The organism is Aliterella sp. E5.1, from assembly GCF_057473825.1.
Map to the genome: position 1 here is coordinate 1 of NZ_JBYCCV010000018.1, position 19,285 is coordinate 19,285.

18 protein-coding genes and 3 pseudogenes are annotated in these 19,285 nt (G+C 42.9%); 12 read left to right on the plus strand and 9 right to left on the minus strand.

Annotated features, from left to right (window positions below; translation table 11 throughout):
• Positions 1 to 1,895, plus strand: a 1,895-nt coding sequence (locus tag AC2VE5_RS08930; protein WP_486887411.1) for a Tn3 family transposase, incomplete at its 5' end; no start/stop codon positions are given.
• Between the two features lie 35 nt (positions 1,896 to 1,930).
• On the opposite strand, the gene AC2VE5_RS08935 is transcribed toward AC2VE5_RS08930, so the two are convergent.
• The 4 genes and pseudogenes from AC2VE5_RS08935 to AC2VE5_RS08950 all read right to left on the minus strand — a co-directional run bounded on the left by AC2VE5_RS08935 (position 1,931) and on the right by AC2VE5_RS08950 (position 4,168).
• Entirely contained in the window at positions 1,931 to 2,251 is a 321-nt protein-coding gene (locus AC2VE5_RS08935) for a hypothetical protein (protein WP_486887412.1), read from the minus strand.
• Positions 2,252 to 2,412: 161 nt separating this feature from the next.
• A pseudogene (locus AC2VE5_RS08940) lies at positions 2,413 to 3,128 on the minus strand (CHAT domain-containing protein).
• Positions 3,108 to 3,248: pseudogene (locus AC2VE5_RS08945) on the minus strand (tetratricopeptide repeat protein); the annotation flags it as partial. The pseudogenes AC2VE5_RS08945 and AC2VE5_RS08940, both read right to left, overlap by 21 nt.
• The gene (locus AC2VE5_RS08950) at positions 3,239 to 4,168 is read right to left on the minus strand and encodes a tetratricopeptide repeat protein (RefSeq protein WP_486887413.1); all 930 of its coding nucleotides are present in this window, start codon (positions 4,166 to 4,168) and stop codon (positions 3,239 to 3,241) included. The pseudogene AC2VE5_RS08945 and the gene AC2VE5_RS08950, both read right to left, overlap by 10 nt.
• 195 nt (positions 4,169 to 4,363) lie before the next feature.
• Here AC2VE5_RS08950 and coaD point away from each other — a divergent pair, with 195 nt between their 5' ends.
• Positions 4,364 to 4,852, plus strand: coding sequence for a pantetheine-phosphate adenylyltransferase (gene coaD, locus AC2VE5_RS08955; RefSeq protein WP_486887414.1), 489 nt, complete (start codon positions 4,364 to 4,366; stop codon positions 4,850 to 4,852).
• On the plus strand, positions 4,825 to 5,508 hold the full coding sequence (locus AC2VE5_RS08960) for an ATP synthase subunit B family protein (RefSeq protein ID WP_486887415.1): 684 nt from the start codon (positions 4,825 to 4,827) through the stop codon (positions 5,506 to 5,508). Before coaD ends, AC2VE5_RS08960 begins: the two co-directional genes overlap by 28 nt.
• Positions 5,509 to 5,526: 18 nt before the next feature.
• Here the strand turns inward: AC2VE5_RS08960 and cysS are convergent, their stop codons facing one another.
• Positions 5,527 to 6,957 (minus strand): cysteine--tRNA ligase, encoded by a 1,431-nt coding sequence (gene cysS, locus AC2VE5_RS08965; RefSeq protein WP_486887416.1) that lies wholly within the window; start codon positions 6,955 to 6,957, stop codon positions 5,527 to 5,529.
• A gap of 147 nt (positions 6,958 to 7,104) precedes the next feature.
• Here cysS and AC2VE5_RS08970 point away from each other — a divergent pair, with 147 nt between their 5' ends.
• Positions 7,105 to 8,175 carry a CobW family GTP-binding protein gene (locus tag AC2VE5_RS08970; protein WP_486887417.1) on the plus strand — a complete coding sequence of 357 codons (1,071 nt, stop codon included), beginning with the start codon at positions 7,105 to 7,107 and terminating at the stop codon, positions 8,173 to 8,175.
• Positions 8,176 to 8,216: 41 nt separating this feature from the next.
• On the opposite strand, the gene AC2VE5_RS08975 is transcribed toward AC2VE5_RS08970, so the two are convergent.
• Positions 8,217 to 9,275, minus strand: a complete 1,059-nt coding sequence (locus AC2VE5_RS08975; RefSeq protein WP_486887418.1) for an iron-containing redox enzyme family protein — start codon at positions 9,273 to 9,275, stop codon at positions 8,217 to 8,219.
• A gap of 280 nt (positions 9,276 to 9,555) precedes the next feature.
• Here AC2VE5_RS08975 and AC2VE5_RS08980 point away from each other — a divergent pair, with 280 nt between their 5' ends.
• The gene (locus AC2VE5_RS08980; RefSeq protein ID WP_486887419.1) at positions 9,556 to 9,804 is read left to right on the plus strand and encodes an RDD family protein; all 249 of its coding nucleotides are present in this window, start codon (positions 9,556 to 9,558) and stop codon (positions 9,802 to 9,804) included.
• Positions 9,805 to 9,862: 58 nt separating this feature from the next.
• Here the strand turns inward: AC2VE5_RS08980 and AC2VE5_RS08985 are convergent, their stop codons facing one another.
• Positions 9,863 to 10,234, minus strand: a complete 372-nt coding sequence (locus tag AC2VE5_RS08985) for a pentapeptide repeat-containing protein (RefSeq protein ID WP_486887420.1) — start codon at positions 10,232 to 10,234, stop codon at positions 9,863 to 9,865.
• Between the two features lie 141 nt (positions 10,235 to 10,375).
• Here AC2VE5_RS08985 and AC2VE5_RS08990 point away from each other — a divergent pair, with 141 nt between their 5' ends.
• Both AC2VE5_RS08990 and AC2VE5_RS08995 read left to right on the plus strand, forming a co-directional pair.
• Positions 10,376 to 10,972, plus strand: coding sequence for a Uma2 family endonuclease (locus AC2VE5_RS08990; protein WP_486887421.1), 597 nt, complete (start codon positions 10,376 to 10,378; stop codon positions 10,970 to 10,972).
• 77 nt (positions 10,973 to 11,049) lie between these two features.
• A complete protein-coding gene (locus AC2VE5_RS08995; RefSeq protein ID WP_486887422.1) occupies positions 11,050 to 11,646 on the plus strand; it encodes a Uma2 family endonuclease in 597 nt (198 codons plus the stop codon).
• Here the strand turns inward: AC2VE5_RS08995 and purQ are convergent.
• Both purQ and purS read right to left on the minus strand, forming a co-directional pair.
• A complete protein-coding gene (gene purQ / locus AC2VE5_RS09000) occupies positions 11,643 to 12,317 on the minus strand; it encodes a phosphoribosylformylglycinamidine synthase subunit PurQ (RefSeq protein WP_486887423.1) in 675 nt (224 codons plus the stop codon). The genes AC2VE5_RS08995 and purQ overlap by 4 nt on opposite strands.
• A 3-nt stretch (positions 12,318 to 12,320) precedes the next feature.
• Positions 12,321 to 12,596 (minus strand): phosphoribosylformylglycinamidine synthase subunit PurS, encoded by a 276-nt coding sequence (gene purS, locus AC2VE5_RS09005; RefSeq protein WP_486887424.1) that lies wholly within the window; start codon positions 12,594 to 12,596, stop codon positions 12,321 to 12,323.
• A gap of 129 nt (positions 12,597 to 12,725) precedes the next feature.
• On the opposite strand from purS, the gene AC2VE5_RS09010 reads away from it, so the two are divergent.
• From AC2VE5_RS09010 to AC2VE5_RS09030, 5 genes and pseudogenes are all read left to right on the plus strand, one after another.
• The gene (locus AC2VE5_RS09010; RefSeq protein ID WP_486887425.1) at positions 12,726 to 13,127 is read left to right on the plus strand and encodes a Fur family transcriptional regulator; all 402 of its coding nucleotides are present in this window, start codon (positions 12,726 to 12,728) and stop codon (positions 13,125 to 13,127) included.
• Positions 13,128 to 13,606: 479 nt separating this feature from the next.
• Positions 13,607 to 15,569: pseudogene (locus tag AC2VE5_RS09015) on the plus strand (NAD(P)H-quinone oxidoreductase subunit F).
• A 34-nt stretch (positions 15,570 to 15,603) separates the two neighbouring features.
• Entirely contained in the window at positions 15,604 to 16,302 is a 699-nt protein-coding gene (locus tag AC2VE5_RS09020) for a carbonic anhydrase (RefSeq protein ID WP_486887426.1), read from the plus strand.
• Between the two features lie 106 nt (positions 16,303 to 16,408).
• Entirely contained in the window at positions 16,409 to 17,938 is a 1,530-nt protein-coding gene (locus tag AC2VE5_RS09025) for an NADH-quinone oxidoreductase subunit M (protein ID WP_486887427.1), read from the plus strand.
• 4 nt (positions 17,939 to 17,942) lie between these two features.
• Positions 17,943 to 19,232 (plus strand): CO2 hydration protein, encoded by a 1,290-nt coding sequence (locus AC2VE5_RS09030; protein WP_486887428.1) that lies wholly within the window; start codon positions 17,943 to 17,945, stop codon positions 19,230 to 19,232.
• Positions 19,233 to 19,285 lie beyond the last annotated feature (53 nt).

Sequence of the window (19,285 nt, forward strand, 5' to 3'; positions counted from 1 at the left end):
AGGAGATTACCGCTTATAACAGCGACAATTATTTACCCTTAGTCTGGCGGTTCTACAGTCGTTACCGTTCGGTGTTATTTCCACTAGTGCGGGGATTGGAAATCCAGTCCACTAGTCAAGATCTCTCATTAACAGCAGCTTTAACTGTCGTTTTAGCTCATGAAGATCGCCGCTCCAAATGGTTGCCAGTCGATAACTTAGACCTGAGTTTTATGAGCGAACGCTGGCGGCGATTGGTAGTGGATGACAATGATGATGGTAGTTTGCGCTTGGTACGACAGCAATTCGAGGTGTGTATCTTCACTTATTTGGCGGCAGAGTTCAAAAGCGGCGACGCTTGTGTAGTGGGGTCGGAGAACTATGCAGATTTCCGCGAACAGTTACTGTCCTGGGGTGAATGTCAGCCGCTATTGGCCGATTATTGTCAACAAACAGGAATGGCTCCTACAGCGTCTCAATTTGTCGAGCAGCTTCAGACAAAGCTGATAGAGACAGCCACTACTGTAGACCAAATCTGTAAGGATGGGACGCAGATAACCATTAGTGCTGACGGCGAACCAGTGCTCAAACGAATTGCTGCTGCACTACCGCCATCTGGAGCAGTGGAATTGGCAGCACAGATCCTACAACGCTTGCCAGAGCGGAGTGTGTTGGATATCCTCTGTCATGTCGAGCATTGGCTCAACTGGGTACGTCATTTGGGGCCAGTTTCTGGTTCTGAGCCAAAGATTGAGGATTCAGCCGAGCGGTATATTTTGGCGGTGTTTGGCTATGGCTGTAATCTAGGGCCGAATCAAACCGCACGACATACGCGGGGAAAAGTCAGTTCGCGGATGTTGGCTTACGTCAATCGCCAACATATCTCTATTCAACAACTGGAGACGGCGATGCGAGATCTGATAAATGCCTATAATCTGCTGGAGTTGCCCAAGTGTTGGGGGACGGGGAAAAAGGCTGCTGCTGATGGCAGTAAATTTGAGGTTTATGAGAATAATTTGATGTCAGAGTATCACATCCGCTATGGGGGCTATGGAGGTATTGCTTACCACCACGTTTCTGATACCTACATTGCTTTGTTTACCCATTTCATTAATTGTGGAGTTTGGGAGGCAGTTTATATTCTCGATGGCTTGCTCAAAAATACTTCGGATATTCAACCCGATACTTTGCACGCGGATACTCAAGGACAGTCAATTACCGTGTTTGGGTTGTCATATCTACTGGGGATTAAACTGATGCCTCGGATTCGTAACTGGCAGGATTATAAGTTCTTCCGTCCCAGTCAGGATGTCGTCTACGAGTATATCGACCCGTTGTTTAAAGATGTCGTCGATTGGCAGTTAATTCACACTCATTGGCAGGATTTAATGCGAGTGGTGTTATCGATTCAGGCAGGGAAGTTTTTACCTTCAATGCTGTTGCGGAAATTGGGAAGTTACAGCCGAAAGAATCGTCTCTATCAAGCTTTTAGGGAATTAGGTCGAGTCGTGCGGACTGTATTTCTGCTGGAATATATTTCCGATCGTGGGTTGCGACGGGAGATTACTGCCTGTACTAATATTGTCGAAGGCTACAATCATTTCCTAGACTGGATCTTTTTTGGGAAAGAGGGAATTATTACTGAAAACGATCCCGAACAGCAAGAGAAGCGGGTTAAGTATCTCGATCTAGTTGCTAATGCGGTAATTCTTCATAATGCGGTGGATCTCTCTGTGGTCATTCAGCAGCTTACGGCTGAGGGGGTCAAAATCAACCGGGCGATGTTAGCTACGTTGAGTCCTTATCTGACCAGCCATTTGAAGCGGTATGGCGATTTTGTCATCGATCTGCAAAGCGTTCCTGCTCCGTTGGCAGGAGCAATTCATCTCTCAATCGATCTCAACAATGAACGCTAGTCTGGGCAATGCTTTAAGGTCTATCTTGCAGGTTTTTACACGTATCCTGTAGCAATCCCTATGTTAGCGAAGCGGCGCGTTAGCGCGGAGTCGCCACATTGATGTGCTATAATTAACACGGCACTGCGGTAAACGCCTAGATAGCCAAGATTCGGTAGCTCCCGAACATCTCGACACAAACGTACTGGACTCTCCAGGTGAACAGTGCGAACGCTGGAAGTAGCAGACAACAGAATTTGTATTGTGGGTATGTATACAGCCGTCGGACAGACGGTGATGCTGGCTGTGGAGGTTGACCGCCTGGGGGTTCCCGTGAAGCAGCAAAATCCGAGAGGCGACTCTTTGGAAGCCCGCACTGTATTCGGTACTCCGAATCAGTGACGGGAGGATGTCACCTGACTTAACGTCATATAGTTTATTCTTCAGTCGGCTTAAGCCGACTTTAGCTATTAGCAAGCGGGTTTTAATCCTAGGCGGGCTAGAATAGCTTTTTCATCCCACATTGGGGAGGGGTTGCTTAAGACTCAGCTTCCCCAATTAGGGTAAATGCTGCCCAATCTCTAGGATTTGGGTTTTGCTGCATTGTCTTTAACATCGCCTGACGCAGCGCTTGAGCTTTATCTGGGTTATATTTTGCATATTTTGATAGAAAGTTGTCATTAAGCTAGCTGTAGACTCATCTGGCACTAGCCACAAAGACACAATTACACTCGATACCCCGGCGCTAATCCAAGAGCGCGATAAGCCAATAATTGCATCTCCGGTAATTTGCCCTCTCCCGGTATTACAAGCACTCATCACAACCAAATCGGCATTGAGTTTCAAGTCGAGGATTTCTTCGGCAGTAAATAAACCGTTATCCTTGCCTGAAGGTGCAAGGGTGATCGCACTTCTCAATCCCCGCAGATCATCTAATAAGCCATGAGTGGCTAAATGGACAATCCGAGAACTAGGCAGTTTGGCAACGATCACTGCTTTAGTGGCATTTCCTCCCGTAATTGCTTGAGTTTTTAGTAGGGGCGCGATCGCATTTGCTTCTAGTTCGGCGGCAGGTAAATTAGATAGCTGTACGGGTGGTAATCCAAGTTCGGGCGACACTTTGGGCATAATTGGATTGCCAACCACAAGTCCTCCCCGATTTTGCCTAGCTGGTGCTTTGGCAATTTCTAGGGCTGGTTGATAAGTCGCTAATGCTTGGGCGTACTCACCTTGTGCTGTATAAGTTAATCCAATATTATTGAGGCTAATTGCTTCTAAATAACGATTGTCAAATTCTCTGGAAAATTTTACCGCTTGTTGAAACGAGTCTAGCGCCTGGGGGTATTGACTGCGACTGTAGAAAATTAAACCAATATTGTTTTATGAATAGCCAAAGCTTCCTGCAAAGAAGCTAAAGCTCGGTCGTACTCGCCGCGATTTTGGTAGATAATGCCAATATTATTTAGTACAACTCCTTCCTCAGCCCTATTTTTAACTTCTCTAGTAATAGTTAATGCTTGCTGATAAAAGTCTAAAGCTTGGGCATAATTGCTTTGACCGCGATAAGCTTCGCCAAGATTATTTAACAAAACGGCAATACTTGGCTTATCGTTATTGCTCTTTGCGATCGCCAATAATTTTTCTAAGTTAGCGATCGCAGAAGTAAATTCTCCTTTTTCTAGTTGCTCTTTAGCAGTTTGCGCCAAAGTTACAAGTTCGCTATTTGCATTAGCGGGGGGCTTTGTTGTAGCTTGTGGTGCTTGGGTTGCTAGGATTTTAAAAGAATTTAAAAATCTATGAGTGTCTGTACTTAGAATTAATTTTGGATTTGCAGAAACAACTATTTGCTGATACAAACGTTGCTTTACCCAGTAGACTCTCAGTTTGTAGTGTAGTTTGTCTAAATTTACCAACTCAAATTCTTTGCCAGCATAGCCACTTAAATTGATCTGGCGCTCTTTTAGTAGCTTACCTTTGCCCACTACGCCATCGCGTACAGATTTGAGTAGCTCATCTATTTGCTGGGCATTTAAACTATTAGCAATATTAGGAAAATCTGCATAACTAACTCCGTAAGTGCCGTCTTTTGTATCTACAAAAAAGTTATGTAACGTGCCTGCACCCGCGCCCATACCTACAGATTCTATATTTTCTCTAGGCTTAGTAGGCAATAAAACTGAAAATTGCCCTGCTTTTACAGTAAATTCTTGCCACTTAGCAGCAGAATTAACAATAGGCTGCGCTTGGACGCTAGAGTTATTATTTTTTATTAAAAGAAAGGAAGAAGCAGACAAAAGGAAAGTGGTAGCAATAACCAATCTGCTAAATTTGTTTATATATCGGTGCATAATAGTAAGTCTCTATGCCTTTAGATAGAGTTTTAATTATCTAGTGATAACTTTTAGTTGGGACAATGCTTAAAAATACACACAAACAGCTACAGACATAACTGATATATTGCAGAAGCAAATGACACCTTTAATAAAGCTGTGAAAGCAATTTATCCAGGAAGCTTTGACCCCATTACCCTAGGACACCTCGATATTATTGAGCGTGGCTGTCGATTATTTGAGCAGGTAATTGTCGCCGTACTCAGAAATCCGAACAAAACCCCCTTGTTTACAGTCCAAGAACGTTTAGAGCAAATTCGCCAATCTACCCCACATTTGCCTAATGTAGAAGTAGACAGCTTTGAAGGTTTGACTGTAAATTATGCCCAAATGCGACAAGCACAAGTTTTACTGCGGGGTCTACGAGCGCTTTCGGACTTTGAAGTGGAACTACAAATGGCTCATACTAACAACACCCTTGCTCATGAAATAGAAACTGTGTTTCTGGCAACCTCAAATGAGTACAGTTTTCTAAGTAGCAGTCAAGTCAAAGAAATTGCCAGATTTGGTGGCTGTGTCGATCATCTTGTTCCCCAGCACGTCGCAACAGAAATCTACCGATGTCACGCAAAGAATCATCCAAAATAGAATCCGACCAAAATAATCAAAATCTTCCTCCAGTAGAACCCCTCGCTACTGGAAACCAAAGCGTGGATATTCAGCAAGAATTAAACCGCGTCGAGGAGATGGTGCTTGCTAGTCCAAATATTCCCCTCACGCGGCGCACGCTGGTAGATGAAGAACGTTTGCTAGATCAATTAGATGTAGTACGAGTAAATTTACCTATAGCTTTTAAGGAAGCTGAAGCAATTGTTCAGCAGAAAAAAGAAATTATTTTACAAGCGCAATTAGAAGCGGAACAAATTGTCGAGACAGCAAAAATTAGAGCTACGCGAATACTAAACGAAACTGAGATTTTGCGCCAAGCCCAGCAAGAAGCTGCATTACTGCAAAATCAAGTACAGCAAGAGTGCGAACTTGCTTTAGAGCAAAATCAAATTGAAATTGAGCAAGCCCGTTTGCAACTGGCGCAAGAATTGGAGCAAATGCGCCATAAGGCGGTTGCTGAAGCCCAAGAAATTCAAATTGGTGCGGATATCTACGCCGATAATGCGCTTAAAGATATCGAGCAGCAGCTACACGATATGCTGCGAGTAATTCAAAATGGACGCAAACAATTGCAGCCACCGGGAAATGTGATGGATAAGCAGGAGACACAAGGGAAAGAAAATTTTGACTTTTGATTGCCGGAGTAGTATTGTTTATCGATGCCATTTTGAGCCATCAGCGCTATCAATAACAGTAATTCCCTGTGCTAGTAGTTGGTTGCGAATTTGGTCAGACTTGGCAAAATCTTTAGCTTTACGCGCGAAGTCTCTTTGTGCTAATAATTGCTCAATTTCCCCATCACTCAAGCCTTCTACGCTCTCAGATTCTAGATGTGCTTCTAATCCCAACACATCCGCCAACTTAACTAATGTTTGCCACATTACTTGTAGCTGCGTGGGCGGTGTAACGGTATTTCCTTGATGAACTAAAATATTGCCTTCGCGCTGCAAATCTTTAGCAATTTCAAACAGTACCGATAAGCCACTAGAAAAGTTAAAATCTTCATTTACCGCCGCCTGGAAGCGTTCTACAGCCTCAGAAAAAGTCGCGCCATTACTTGACCAGCCTAATTGTGCGCCGTAGCTTGCGCCAAATAGCAGCCCCCCCTTGAGAGTTTCCCAGCCATTTTGAGCAGATTCAAGAGCGCGATCGCTAAAATCGATTGGTTTGCGATAATGTGCCATTAATACAAATAAACGCACCGCCATCGGATCTGTAGGACGATCTAGCAACTCGCGGATAGTAATAAAATTGCCCAAGGATTTAGACATTTTTTCATCATCTACCGTCACCATGCCGTTATGCAGCCAGTAATTCGCCAAAGGCATACCCGTCACGGCTTCTGATTGAGCAATTTCATTTTCATGGTGGGGAAAAATTAAGTCTGCGCCCCCCGCATGAATGTCTATCGTGTCACCCAGGCGATCGCGTACCATTGCCGAACATTCTATATGCCAACCTGGTCTTCCTGCGCCCCAGGGCGACTCCCAAGCAGGCTCTCCAGGGTTTGCAGCCTTCCACAGGGCAAAATCAAAGGGATCTTGTTTTTTACTTGCTTCTACGTCTTCTACCCTTCCACTAGCCCCAGCTTGCGAATCTTCTAACCTCCGTCCCGAAAGCTTCCCATACTCCGCAAAAGAGCGGACTTTGTAATAAACATCCCCTGCGGAAGCGTAAGCATAATCTTTTTGTTCTAGTTCGTGAATTAGTCGTTTTATACCGTTTATGGTGTGGGTAGCACGGGGATACTCATCGGCTTCCTTGACATTCAACCGCGCCATATCTTCAAAATATGCTTGTATATAGCGCTCTGCGACTTCCTCCATCGAGGAATTTTCTTGTCTAGCGCGATTAAGAATTTTGTCATCAATATCTGTAAAATTTTGGACATACCGCACCCGATAACCCAAAAATTGCAGATAGCGGCGCACTACATCCCAAACAATACAAGCTCGTGCATGACCCAAATGGCAGTAATCGTATACTGTTACGCCGCAATAGTACATCTTGACTAAGTTGTCTGAGGAAAGCGGTTTAAATTCTTCTTGGCGGCGAGTCAGGGTGTTATATATTTTTAAGGTCATGGTCGGTCGAGCAATGAACAAATCAGCCAGTAAGCTAATAATAGGGGAGGAGGGTTGTTAGAAAAAAGCTAACACTATTTATGCTACTCGAAACACTCTCCACGTTACAGCCTTATTCTTTTTGACCTTTAGACAGCCGACGCAGCTATGCAATCAGCAGTTAGTTCCGACCAATCTCAAGTAATGGATACCCAAAAACGCGGTTTGCCAGTGACGATCATTACTGGTTTTCTCGGTAGTGGCAAAACAACTTTACTCAATCACATTCTTACCAACCAAGAGGGTGTAAAAACAGCAGTTTTGGTGAATGAATTTGGTGAAATTGGCATCGACAACGAGCTAATTGTCACGACAGGCGAGGATATGGTAGAGCTAAACAATGGTTGTATTTGTTGTACCATCAATAACGATTTAGTTGAAGCCGTCTACAAAGTTTTAGAGCGCCAAGAGCAGATAGATTATTTAGTAGTAGAAACTACCGGGCTTGCCGATCCTTTACCTGTAGCGCTGACTTTTTTGGGTACAGAATTACGCGATTTGACCCGCTTAGATTCAATTGTTACCGTAGTAGATGCAGCAAACTATAGTTTAGATTTATTCAACTCCGAGGCGGCTTTAAGTCAAATTCAGTACGGCGATATTATTTTGCTCAATAAAACCGATTTAGTCGATGAAGCCGATTTAGATTTGTTAGAAGTAAAGATTCGGGACATTAAAGCAGGTGCAAGAATTCTCCGCACTACACGCAGTCAAGTAGCAATCCCGTTAATTCTCAGCGTGGGTTTATTTGAATCAGATAAGTATTTTGAGGAAGAATCAAAAGCTGAACACCATCACGATCATCATCACCACGACCATGATTGCGACGATCCTAGCCACGATCATTCCCATCACTTAGAAAATGATGGCTTTACTTCAGTATCTTTCTTGAGCGATAAACCGCTTTCAATTCGGAAGTTTCAATATTTTCTCGATAACCAATTGCCAGAGAACGTCTTTAGAGCTAAAGGAATTATGTGGTTTGAGGAAAGCCCCAAACGGCATATATTTCACCTCTGTGGGAAGCGCTTTAGCATTGATGACGAAGAATGGAAAGGCGAACTTAAAAATCAGTTAGTTTTAATTGGGCAAAACCTAGACCATGAGGCTTTGTTAGCGCAGTTGCAAAACTGTATCGCTGTACCTTCCGCAAGTCGCGGTAAAGGTTTTAGTAAGTAGAAATTGCCCGCCCTCTAATCGCCATTAGAGGGAGTTGGGCTTTATTTAGCAACTTTAGCAAGCCGTACGACCGCAACTCCAGCGCGATCACCCATTAATTTTTCTTGGTCGTAACCTAATACTAATTCCCAAGCTCTATCTGGGTAACGCTCGGCTAAGGGTAGAGATACATCAGTAAGCATCCATTGTCCGTGACGCTCGTCTTCTCTAATATGCAATTCCCAGTAACCCATTGCCTCTTTAGACAATTCTAAACGTTGAGCGGCGGCTAAATAGTTGCGGTAAGTGGCAGGACCTGCTACTTCAAAGTAAGTTAAACCACCGTTGTAACGCAGAAAATATATTTTGCGCTCAGTCATCAAAAAGTTGTGGTTAGCGCACGCTAAGACTTCCCAAGGGACTAAATCGAAGTAAGATTCGGGCTGGGTATTCATGCCAAATTCTTCTAGCATCTGAGCAAAATAGGTAGAGTGCTTGCGTGACAAGCGACCGTTGCCATATTCTTCAATTAGTACGCGCATTAAAGTGGCATGAACTTCATTAGCAGCGCCGCCCAAGATGCGAGAAAGACGGCTTCCTTCAACTAAGCCATCAAAAGAGCCAATCGCTAGTACGTGGCGGTAGCCAGCCTCAGACATTTCTTCGCGCAAGTAACGGCTATCTTCTGATATTGGCGGATTGAGATCGCGATCGCTTCTTTCTATTAATGCTTGCTTGACATTGAGTTGTTTGATAGCTTCTACATCTAGGTGCGACAATTCCCACTCTTGCCAAGGTGTTTCGATTTTGTCGCGGACTTTGTTGAGGTAATGAGATCGCTCGTTGGTGTAGTGCCGCAAATCGTCATACCAGAACAGTTGTAAGCGATTGATGCGGTAGAGTATACGCTGAAGAAATAGGTGGGCGTGTTCGTCTCCGGCAGCGCCGCTATAGGCATTTGCAATTGCTTGGGCGATCGCTCTATTTACTATATTTGCAAGTTCTGGTTGTGCTTCTAGCTTGCTGTCTAAGTCTTCTAAGTCGAGCAGGTTGATAAAGTGCTGCTCGGCTTCATCGTAATTGATGGTGTCAGTAATGGGAGTAACGATGTTGCTCTGCATTTAGTAAATTTGGTTGTACTACTTACTACGATTTTGAAACATTCTCGCAGCTACTTACAACCACTTTGGAGGTAGATATAGAACATCTGCACTCAAAAGCCTTAACTCAAATATAGATTTTTTCGTAGAAATAGCATTGACAATTGAATCTTTATATATGGTTGAGTAAACTTTCTCTTGTTTACAGCGTAACAGCAAAGTTAAATTACTTTCATAATTCTGCTGTTACTAAGGTTGAAAAAATCTAACTGACTGTAATTCAAGGAGCCTACCTTTTTATATGAGCGTAAATCAACTAAGTTTCAAAAGAAAGTTTGTAGCCGCCTTGATCGACGGAATTATCTTAAATAGCGGATTAGGATTTATTTTAGCGATTATTTCAAATATCGCTAGTGATATTACCTTACTCAGTGCCTATGTAGGTAATGTTAATGTGGTGCTAAGTTTGATCTACTTCGCTACGTTAGACAGTATTCCTAAGCAATTGAGAATTGGCAGAAGATTAGTAGAAACTAAAGTGTCAAAATAGCAGCGTTTTTTAGTATTTATAACCAAAATTGGCGATCACCTACAGTTATACTTCTGTCTTAAAGCATTTTACGCATATTGTTTTTAATAGGGTCAAATCCTCTAGAAAAGCGGGTGGTATCATCATAATAAGCTCCACTCAAGTTTGCACCAAAAAGCTTTGTATTTACTAATTTAGCTTGCCGGAGATTGGCTTCTGTTAGTTTTACTCCACTAAGATTTGCTCTTGTTAAGTTGGCTTTGGCGAGATTCGCGCCACTCAAGTTTGCTCCCCAAAGCTTTGCTCTAGCGAGGTTAGCACCGCTTAAATCGGCTCCCCAGAGGTTGATTCCCACTAAGTTAACTCCAATCAATTTAACCCCAGCTAAATTAGCTCCAGTAAAATCTCTCTCTCCGTCGGTGTAGCGCTGTTTTAGTTCTTCAGCATTCATGTTGTGTTTCTCGAATCGCGATCGCTTCCACCTACAATACTGTCATTAATAATCTACTAATGAGGCAGTGCTTCATGTTACCTAACGTAGAACATTATTAAAAGTAGTTAGATTAAAGTATGCCTTTGCTGAGATAAAGCTATGGATGCGGCGACAATTACCTTACCTCCGACGTTGCAATTAAGTATCGATTTGACTGACGAGCAGTTTTTCCAGTTATGTCAGTGTAACCAGGATTATCGATTTGAGCGCACCGCATCGGGAGAAATAATTATTATGCCATCCACTGGGGGAGAAACTAGCAACCGCAACAGCGAACTAATCTATCAACTCCAAGCTTGGAGCCGTCAAAATAAATTAGGTAAAACCTTTGATTCTAATGGAGGCTTTACGCTGCCTAATAGTGCAGTCCGCGCCCCCAATGCGTCTTGGCTGAAATTAGAGCGCTGGGAAGCTCTTTCACCCCAACAGAGAGAAAAATTTTTGCCCCTATGTCCCGATTTTGTTGTTGAGTTACTTTCTCCCACTGATTCGCTCAAACAACTTCAAGCAAAAATGCAGGAATATATCGATAATGGTGCGCGTCTAGGTTGGCTGATTGATGCAAAAACAAGACGAGTAGAAATATACCGCCCTAATCAAAATGTAGAATTACTCGAAAATCCCGCAACTATTTCAGGAGAAGACGTATTACCAGAATTTGTACTAGACGTGGCTCAAATTCTGTCGCCTAATTAAGCTATATAAATCGTGCTGCTGTGAAAAATATTGACAGTAGCTAGATTAGAAAGTATGTCTTTGCGGAGATTAAAGCTATGGATGCGGCGACAATTACCTTACCTCCGACGTTGCAATTAAGTATTGATTTGACTGACGAGCAGTTTTTCCAGCTATGTCAAATCAATCAGGATTATCGATTTGAGCGCACCGCATCGGGAGAAATAATTATTATGCCCCCCACTGGAGGAGAAACTAGCAATAATAACTTTGAAATTGCGGTGCAACTAGGAATTTGGAATAAACAGACTAATTTAGGTAAAGGTTTCGATTCTAATGGAGGCTTTACGCTGCCTAATGGTGCAGTCCGCGCTCCCGACGCTTCTTGGCTGAAATTAGAGCGCTGGGAAGCTCTTTCACCCCAACAGAAGCAAAAATTTCTGCCCCTGTGTCCTGATTTTGTTGTTGAGTTACTCTCTCCTACAGATTCTCTAAAACAAACTCAGCTAAAAATGCAGGAATACATCGATAATGGTGCGCGTCTAGGTTGGTTAATTGACGTAAAAACACGACGAGTAGAAATATATCGCCCCGATCGCAATGTAGGATTAGTCGAAAATCCCCTAGCTTTGTCAGGAGAAGACGTATTGCCAGGATTTGTACTAGATATTAGCTCGATTTTTTCGCCGCTTTAAGCTAATGCTGCCACTTTTGTTAACAAGCCCTCAAACAACTTCAAACCATCCGTACCGCCAAGCGTAGGATCGGAGGCTCTTTCGGGGTGGGGCATCATTCCTAATACATTACCAGCTTCGTTGCAGATTCCAGCAATATTATTCACCGATCCGTTGGGGTTGTCGCCCTCGTAACGAAATAAAACTTGTCTGTTGTCTTCTAATTGCGCTAAAACCTCACTATCGGCATAAAACTGCCCTTCTCCGTGAGCAATAGGTAAGGTAATAACTTGGTTTTGCTCGTAAGCTTGCGTCCAAGGTAAGTTGGTGCGCTCTACTTTAATCGCCGCGCGATCGCATATAAAGTGCATATCCCGATTTCGCATCAACGCCCCCGGCAATAATCCCGCCTCTGTTAATACTTGAAAACCATTGCAGATCCCTAAAACAAACTTCCCCTGTTGGGCGTGGGAGACTACTTGCTGCATAACAGGCGAAAAACGAGCGATCGCCCCGCAACGCAAATAATCTCCATAACTAAAGCCTCCAGGGACAATTACGACATCTATATCGCTTATATCTGTCTCCTCATGCCATACCATGCGTGTTGGTATATTGAGTAAGTCGCGCGTTACATACGCCACATCGCGATCGCAATTTGAGCCAGGAAAAACTACAACCCCAAACTTCATAATTTATGCTCCGATTTCTACAGCTACTTCTACTAAATCGAATCGATAATTTTCAATTACCAAGTTTGCCAATAGCTGTTCGCACATCTTATTTAGTTGCTGCCGTGCAGACTGCTCATCGGTTGATGAGAACTTAAGTTCGATATACTTGCCAATTCTAACTTGTTCGACTTGTTCGTAACCCATATGCCTTAATCCTGACTGGACGGCGGTTCCTGCCGGATCGAGAACTGAGGGGCGCAGAGTAACATAGATATTAGCTTGATACTTTCGATTCATAACTAGCAGTGAGGAAGGCAACAAACGCTATCCTACCCCCAAAATGTAGTTCTGGTAGTAGGCAAGAGAAAAACTAGGAGAAGTCAGCAACCCTAAAATCAGCATGGTAAAAATTTCCGTAACCAATTTATGAAAACTGAACGTACCCGCAGCCAGGAGCGAATTCTTAAGCTCCTCAAAACTTTGAACCGAGCTATTTCTGCTCAGGATATCTATATAGAATTGCGAACTAGCCAAAATATAGGTTTAGCGACTATTTACCGCGCCTTAGAAACTTTAAAGCTTGAAGGTGTCGTGCAGGTGCGGACTCTCGCTTCTGGAGAATCGCTTTATAGCTTGGTACAGCAAGATAAACACCATCTGACTTGCTTGCAGTGCGGACAATCTATTTTAATCGATGAATGCCCTGTCCATGAATTAGAAACTCAGTTACATAACTTTCATAAATTTAAGATTTTTTATCATACTTTAGAATTTTTTGGTTTATGCCACCAATGCCAATTGATTCAAGCCGATTCTAAAGGTATATAGAATATTTGAATCATTACTATAGATGAAAACCAATATTTGTGAACTAACCTGCTATGTTATCAACTAATTTTCTTAATAGTTTGTAATAATTGATGGTTTCCGAGCGCGAAAGTATCGATTATTACTAAGCTCTAGCTTCTGTGTTTTTAGAAATAAAAGGCATCTTCCTTGCTTTACAAGGGTTTGACTAAAGTATTAAGGTATTCCTCGTGTCGAAATATTACTATAAACATTATCAATGATATTTATTGATAAGCTCAATAAATGCTTAATTTAGATAAGAAAAATTGATTAAATTTATATCTGATTTAGCTAAATTAATAATTTACTTATAAGATCATTAAAGGTAAGCTTTTAATTATATTAAATCTTAAAGAAACATTAATCTGTTTGGCTTTAAGGATTTAAAGTTACACAGGACGAGCGCAAATTTGTTCTGAAAATTTAACTTGTCTTAAATCAGTATAGAGTTAATACCGATGGCGCAATTTTTTCTCCAAACCATCTGGTTTGTACCTTTGTATGCCTTAATTGGGGCAGTTTTGACCATACCTTGGTCGCCAGGAATCATCCGGCGCACGGGACCTAGACCTGCGGGTTACATCAATTTAGTCGTGACATTTATTGCTTTTGTCCATGGCGTAATTGCTCTCCAAGCAACTTGGAATCAAAGCGCACAACAAATAGTTATTCCTTGGCTGCAAGTTGCGAATTTAGATATTTCATTGCCTATCGAAATCTCGGCAATTACTGTCGGCGCAACGGTACTTGTAACTGGCATGAATCTACTGGCTCAGATTTATGCGGTGGGATATATGGAAATGGACTGGGGTTGGGCGCGATTCTATGCGCTTTTGGCACTATTTGAATGCGGTATGTGTGCTTTAGCCTTATGTAACTCTTTGTTTTTTAGTTACGTAATTTTAGAGATACTAACTTTAGGAACTTACCTTTTAGTTGGGCTGTGGTTTAGCCAGCCAATGGTTGTTACAGGAGCTAGAGATGCTTTTTTAACAAAACGGGTAGGCGACTTGATACTACTGATGGGAGTAATCGCTCTATTATCTTTAACCGGAACTTGGAACTATTGGGAGTTAGCCGATTGGGCCGCAACGGCTCATCCAGACCCCAAAGTAATTACTTTAATTAGTCTGGCATTAATTGCCGGACCAATGGGTAAATGCGCTCAATTTCCCTTACATCTGTGGCTAGACGAAGCAATGGAAGGTCCGCTTCCTAGCACGATATTACGCAATTCATACTAAGTTGCGCTCCGACATAGCAGCAGGGTTCCTGGGGTATAGCCACTTTTCCTGAATTAAGGATGATTTTTTAGAACGCAACTTGGTATCAGTAGTAGTAGCAACGGGAGCATGGGTACTAATTAAATTAGAACCGATACTAAGCTTGTCTCCAATAACCATGTCTGCGTTAGTGTTAATTGGGGCAGTAACCGCCGTGGGTGGTTCTTGCATTGCGATCGCCCAAATCGATGTCAAACGCGCTCTATCCTACTCTGTCAGTGCTTACATGGGACTGATATTTATTGCGGTAGGAACTGGGCAAAATGATGCAGCGCTATTATTAGTCCTAACTCATGCCGTAGCGATGGGTTTGTTAATCATGAGCATCGGCGGCATTATTTGGAACAATATTACTCAAGACTTGACGCAAATGGGTGGGTTATGGTCGCGTCGTCCCGTTAGTGCGATCGCTTTTTTAGGCGGTACGGCGGCTTTGATTGGCTGTCCTCCCTTTGGTAGCTTTTGGGCGCTGTTGAATTTAGCAGATGCTTTGTGGGCAACTCAGCCTTGGTTAGTCGGGCTAGTGTTACTTGTCAATGCTTTGACGGCGTTTAGTTTAGTGAGAATTTTCTCGCTCATTTTTGGCGGGAAACCAAAACAGATGACAGGGCGATCGCCGGAAGCTTTGTGGCTATTAGTGTTGCCTATGACAGTGTTACTAGGCTTTACGCTGCATTTGCCCTTAGTTTTAGAAAGTGTATCTTTACTGCCTAACTGGATGAATTTGAACAAAGATGTGGCAATGCTGCTGTTTTGGTCGAGCGTTTTTGGTTGCACTCTAAGCGGGGTGATTTATCTAGGAAATGCTTTACCCAAACCCGTACAACTACCATCGAAAGCTTTGCAAAATCTATTTGCTTATGACTTTTATACACCCGATATCTATCGCCTGACGGTGGTGTTTGCTGTAGACCGAGTTTCTAAAATCACCGCTTGGGTTGACCGTTTTATTGTAGACGGCATGGTGAACTTGGTAGGATTAGCTTCACTTTTGGGCGGAGAAAGCTTGAAGTACAGCACTTCTGGTCAATCTCAGTTCTATGCGCTGACAATTTTGATTGGGATTGGTGTTTTGGGCGCTTTCTTAAGTTTTCCCCACTGGTCAGCTTACAACAACATTTTTAATTTCGGACTTTAAATAATTCAACGATCTGTTAGGAACATAAAAGAGAATGAACGCGAAGAAGTTAGGCAATATTTCCCGAAGAACCGCACTAAAATTTGGTGCAGGAGTTGTAGGGACAGGAATAGCTGTAACCATAGGTTCGGGAGATCGCGCCATAGCCTCTGGCGAACCCACAACTCCTGATGCAACTATCCAAGCATTACTAGATGGAAATAAACGGTTTGTGCAAAGAAAACGCACAAACCCCCGTCAAGATTTAGCGCGGTTGTCTGAAATTGCCAAAACTCAAAAACCCTTTGCAGCTATTCTTGGTTGCGCTGATTCTAGAGTTCCGTCAGAAATTATTTTCGATCAAGGATTTGGCGATCTATTTGGTTGCCGCGTTGCGGGTAATGTTGCGACTCCAGAGGAAATTGGCAGCCTGGAGTTTGGTACTTTGATCTTAGGGTCAAAAGTAATTATGGTCATGGGTCATAAACGCTGTGGTGCAGTCGCTGCAACTATTAAGGGCGCTCAAGTTCCTGGACAAATAGGTTCATTACTCGCAGCGATTAAACCCGCCGTAGAAAAGTCCGCCGGACAAAAAGGCGATCGCTTAGAGAATGCTTGTAAAGCGAATGTTTTAGTCCAAATAGAAAAACTAAAATCTTCTCCAGTTCTCTCGCAATTAATTCAAGATAAAAAACTGAAAATTATCGGTGGTTATTACGACTTAGATACCAGCAGAGTAAGTTTAGTTAGCTAGAGATCGAGGGAAAAATTTATATTTTCCTCCTCAATCAACTACGTTTTAGTATCAGTTTTTAATCAGTGAGTATTTGACGATTACTTGAAAGGAACGCAATTATTTTATGCTCAGTACCTTGATTTGGATACCTATATTAGGTGCAGCGATCGTCGGTTTTTTGCCCGGAAGTTACACGGCAACTCGGTTACGATCGATTGCTCTTACTATTTCCTTCGGTGTACTTTTATGGACGCTTTATTTAGCAACTTCTTTTAGCACCACAGCTATCGGCTATCAGTTTCAAGAGTTTTTGCCTTGGATTGAAACTTTAGGATTGGACTACAAGTTAGGTGCAGATGGATTGTCTTTTCCGCTTATAGCCCTAAACGCCTTGCTAAGTTGGATTGCTATTTACAGTAGTAGTAAAACTGTAGAACGTCCTCGCCTGTATTATGCTTTGATTTTGCTAGTCAATGCCGGAATAGCTGGGGCTTTTGTTGCTCAAAATTTGCTGCTATTTTTCTTGTTCTACGAACTAGAACTCATCCCCTTGTATTTATTAATTAACATTTGGGGCGGTCCTAAGCGCGGTTATGCAGCAACAAAGTTTCTTATTTATACTGCTTTTTCCGGCATATTAATTCTGGCAGGGTTTTTGGGTACTACCTGGCTGAGTGGTTCAACTTCGTTCAATTACGACTCCATCAGCACTCAAAACTTGTCTTTGCAGAGTCAGCTAATTCTGCTGACGGTATTGTTGATTGGTTTTGGCATCAAAATTCCTTTAGTTCCTCTGCATACATGGTTGCCCGATGCCTATGTTGAAGCTTCGCCACCTGTGGCAATTCTATTAGGCGGCATCTTAGCTAAATTAGGAACTTATGGCTTGTTACGCTTTGGTTTGGGCTTATTTCCCCAAACTTGGACAATTGTTGCGCCGGGACTGGCGATTTTGGGGACAATTGGCGTACTGTATGGATCGTTTAGCGCGATCGCTCAAAAAGACATCAAACGCATGGTTGCGTTTAGTTCTATCGGTCATATGGGCTACGTGTTACTAGGATCTGCCGCTGCTAATTCGCTTAGTTTAGTTGGGGTAGTCTCCCAAATGGTCGCTCACGGCTTAATTTTGGCGCTGCTGTTTCACTTAGTCGGAGTTATAGAAAATAAAGTCGGAACTCGTGACTTAGATGTTCTCAATGGCTTGATGAATCCTTTGCGCGGTTTACCAGTCGTTAGCATTTTGTTAGTTTATGCCGGGATGGCTAGTGCGGGTATTCCTGGCATGGTCGGTTTTATCTCTGAATTTATGGTATTTCAGGGTAGCTACCCAGTTTTTCCCTTATTAACGCTATTAGCGGTAGTAGGTACGGGCTTAACGGCAGTATATTTTGTAATCTTGCTCAACCGCACCTGTTTTGGCAAATTGGACAACTACAAATCTTACTATCCACAAGTATTGTGGTCTGAGCGCGTCCCAGCTTTTGTATTGGCTGCGATCGTTTTAGTTTTGGGAGTGCAACCTAATTGGCTAGTCCGTTGGAGTGAAACCACTGCCACGATGATGGTTGCAACCCCTGTAAGTACGCAATTGCAATCGCTCAAAGCTCCAGCTACCGTAATACTTTCAGAAATTCCCCCTATTGCAAACTAAAACTATGACTACTGCAACATTCACCAAACTTCCGCCTTCAATCCATGAATTTGCCGATGTCATTCACCGCCTAGAAGCAGGCGGCGCAATGCTACCAGATACACCAGAGAACTTAATGCAGATTATTGGCTTATACAAAGCCTATGCTGTACCGATGGATTTTTACTGGCGCGACTTACTTTATATCGCCGAGCGAGTATTTTTAAACCCATTGCCTGCATTCAAATACTTTTTGCCTCAAGAGTATTTAGACTTGCACAATCACTACGCAGGAGAAGATGCAGACCTGAGAATTTGGCAAAATGGCGAAGCCACCGCCCATCCCGAACTATTGGCATTTATGGACAAAGGTGAAACCATTAAAATGCCCAAGTTGTTACATCATTTATGGCACGATCGCATCAATATGGAGTTTGCTGAAGCTTGTATGCAGGCGATGTTGTGGCATCGCGGTATGGGTGGAAAGTTTGACCCTTACTTAGATACCCCAGAATATATTGCAGCGTGCGATCGCGCAATTAAGGCTTATTTCCAAGGCAATCCCGTCATGCTAGGAATGTATAAGCTGTTCCCAGAAATGTTTATCGAACAAGTGCGGCAGCTATCTTATTACAGCAATTTGGGCTTGTTTTGGGAAGTAATGGCTCCAGTTTTCTTTGAAATGAGCGATTTGTACGATGCAGGTAAAATTACTAGCGTCCCGGAAGCGATGAATTTTCTAGTTAATGGGATATTTGCCGTTGCAGGTCGTCCCATTTACCATCATGTTTATATTCGCGGTGAACTGTACGAAATTATCCCCAAGTCTTGCGGCTTTACCTGGCTGTACGAGGCGGCGCTACCTTATGTAGAAGCAGTTTTTTATCGTACTGCTCCCTTTCGCGGCACAAAGTCTTACAACGCCCAGGCAAAACAAGTACCAGCAGAGCAAAAAGATTTTCACTACGGCATTTTGTACGCAGATGTATTCCCTGTAGGTACGGCGGGGATTCCGCCAACATTGCTAATGCAAGATATGCTCCACTTTTTGCCTCCTTATTTGGTGGAGTATTACAAAAACTACTGTCGGGGCGAACAAGATACCCTAATTCAACTAGGGGTTAGTTTCCAGCGCTCGATGTACTGCGTAACTTCGGCGGTAATTCAAGCTTTAAGAGCCGCGCTACTTTATCCTTTGGATGACCCCAATCCCAAACATTTAAAGGCAAATCGAGCTTTTTTTGAAAGTCAAATCGATAGGTTTAAGCGTCCTGAAGCTCGGTTACGAGACATTCAAAGCCAAGATTATCGGTAAGGATGAGAAACAAAGCTTTCTCCTAGTATCTGAATATAGAGATCCCCCTAAAT

Excerpts from the sequence above, each read along its gene's own strand:
- AC2VE5_RS08960 (WP_486887415.1), top strand. The coding sequence starts at position 4,825 with ATGTCACGCAAAGAATCATCCAAAATAGAATCCGACCAAAATAATCAA.
- cysS (WP_486887416.1), bottom strand. The coding sequence starts at position 6,957 with ATGACCTTAAAAATATATAACACCCTGACTCGCCGCCAAGAAGAATTT.
- AC2VE5_RS08970 (WP_486887417.1), top strand. The coding sequence starts at position 7,105 with ATGCAATCAGCAGTTAGTTCCGACCAATCTCAAGTAATGGATACCCAA.
- AC2VE5_RS08975 (WP_486887418.1), bottom strand. The coding sequence starts at position 9,275 with ATGCAGAGCAACATCGTTACTCCCATTACTGACACCATCAATTACGAT.
- AC2VE5_RS08980 (WP_486887419.1), top strand. The coding sequence starts at position 9,556 with ATGAGCGTAAATCAACTAAGTTTCAAAAGAAAGTTTGTAGCCGCCTTG.
- AC2VE5_RS08985 (WP_486887420.1), bottom strand. The coding sequence starts at position 10,234 with ATGAATGCTGAAGAACTAAAACAGCGCTACACCGACGGAGAGAGAGAT.
- AC2VE5_RS08990 (WP_486887421.1), top strand. The coding sequence starts at position 10,376 with ATGGATGCGGCGACAATTACCTTACCTCCGACGTTGCAATTAAGTATC.
- AC2VE5_RS08995 (WP_486887422.1), top strand. The coding sequence starts at position 11,050 with ATGGATGCGGCGACAATTACCTTACCTCCGACGTTGCAATTAAGTATT.
- purQ (WP_486887423.1), bottom strand. The coding sequence starts at position 12,317 with ATGAAGTTTGGGGTTGTAGTTTTTCCTGGCTCAAATTGCGATCGCGAT.
- purS (WP_486887424.1), bottom strand. The coding sequence starts at position 12,596 with ATGAATCGAAAGTATCAAGCTAATATCTATGTTACTCTGCGCCCCTCA.
- AC2VE5_RS09010 (WP_486887425.1), top strand. The coding sequence starts at position 12,726 with ATGAAAACTGAACGTACCCGCAGCCAGGAGCGAATTCTTAAGCTCCTC.
- AC2VE5_RS09020 (WP_486887426.1), top strand. The coding sequence starts at position 15,604 with ATGAACGCGAAGAAGTTAGGCAATATTTCCCGAAGAACCGCACTAAAA.
- AC2VE5_RS09025 (WP_486887427.1), top strand. The coding sequence starts at position 16,409 with ATGCTCAGTACCTTGATTTGGATACCTATATTAGGTGCAGCGATCGTC.
- AC2VE5_RS09030 (WP_486887428.1), top strand. The coding sequence starts at position 17,943 with ATGACTACTGCAACATTCACCAAACTTCCGCCTTCAATCCATGAATTT.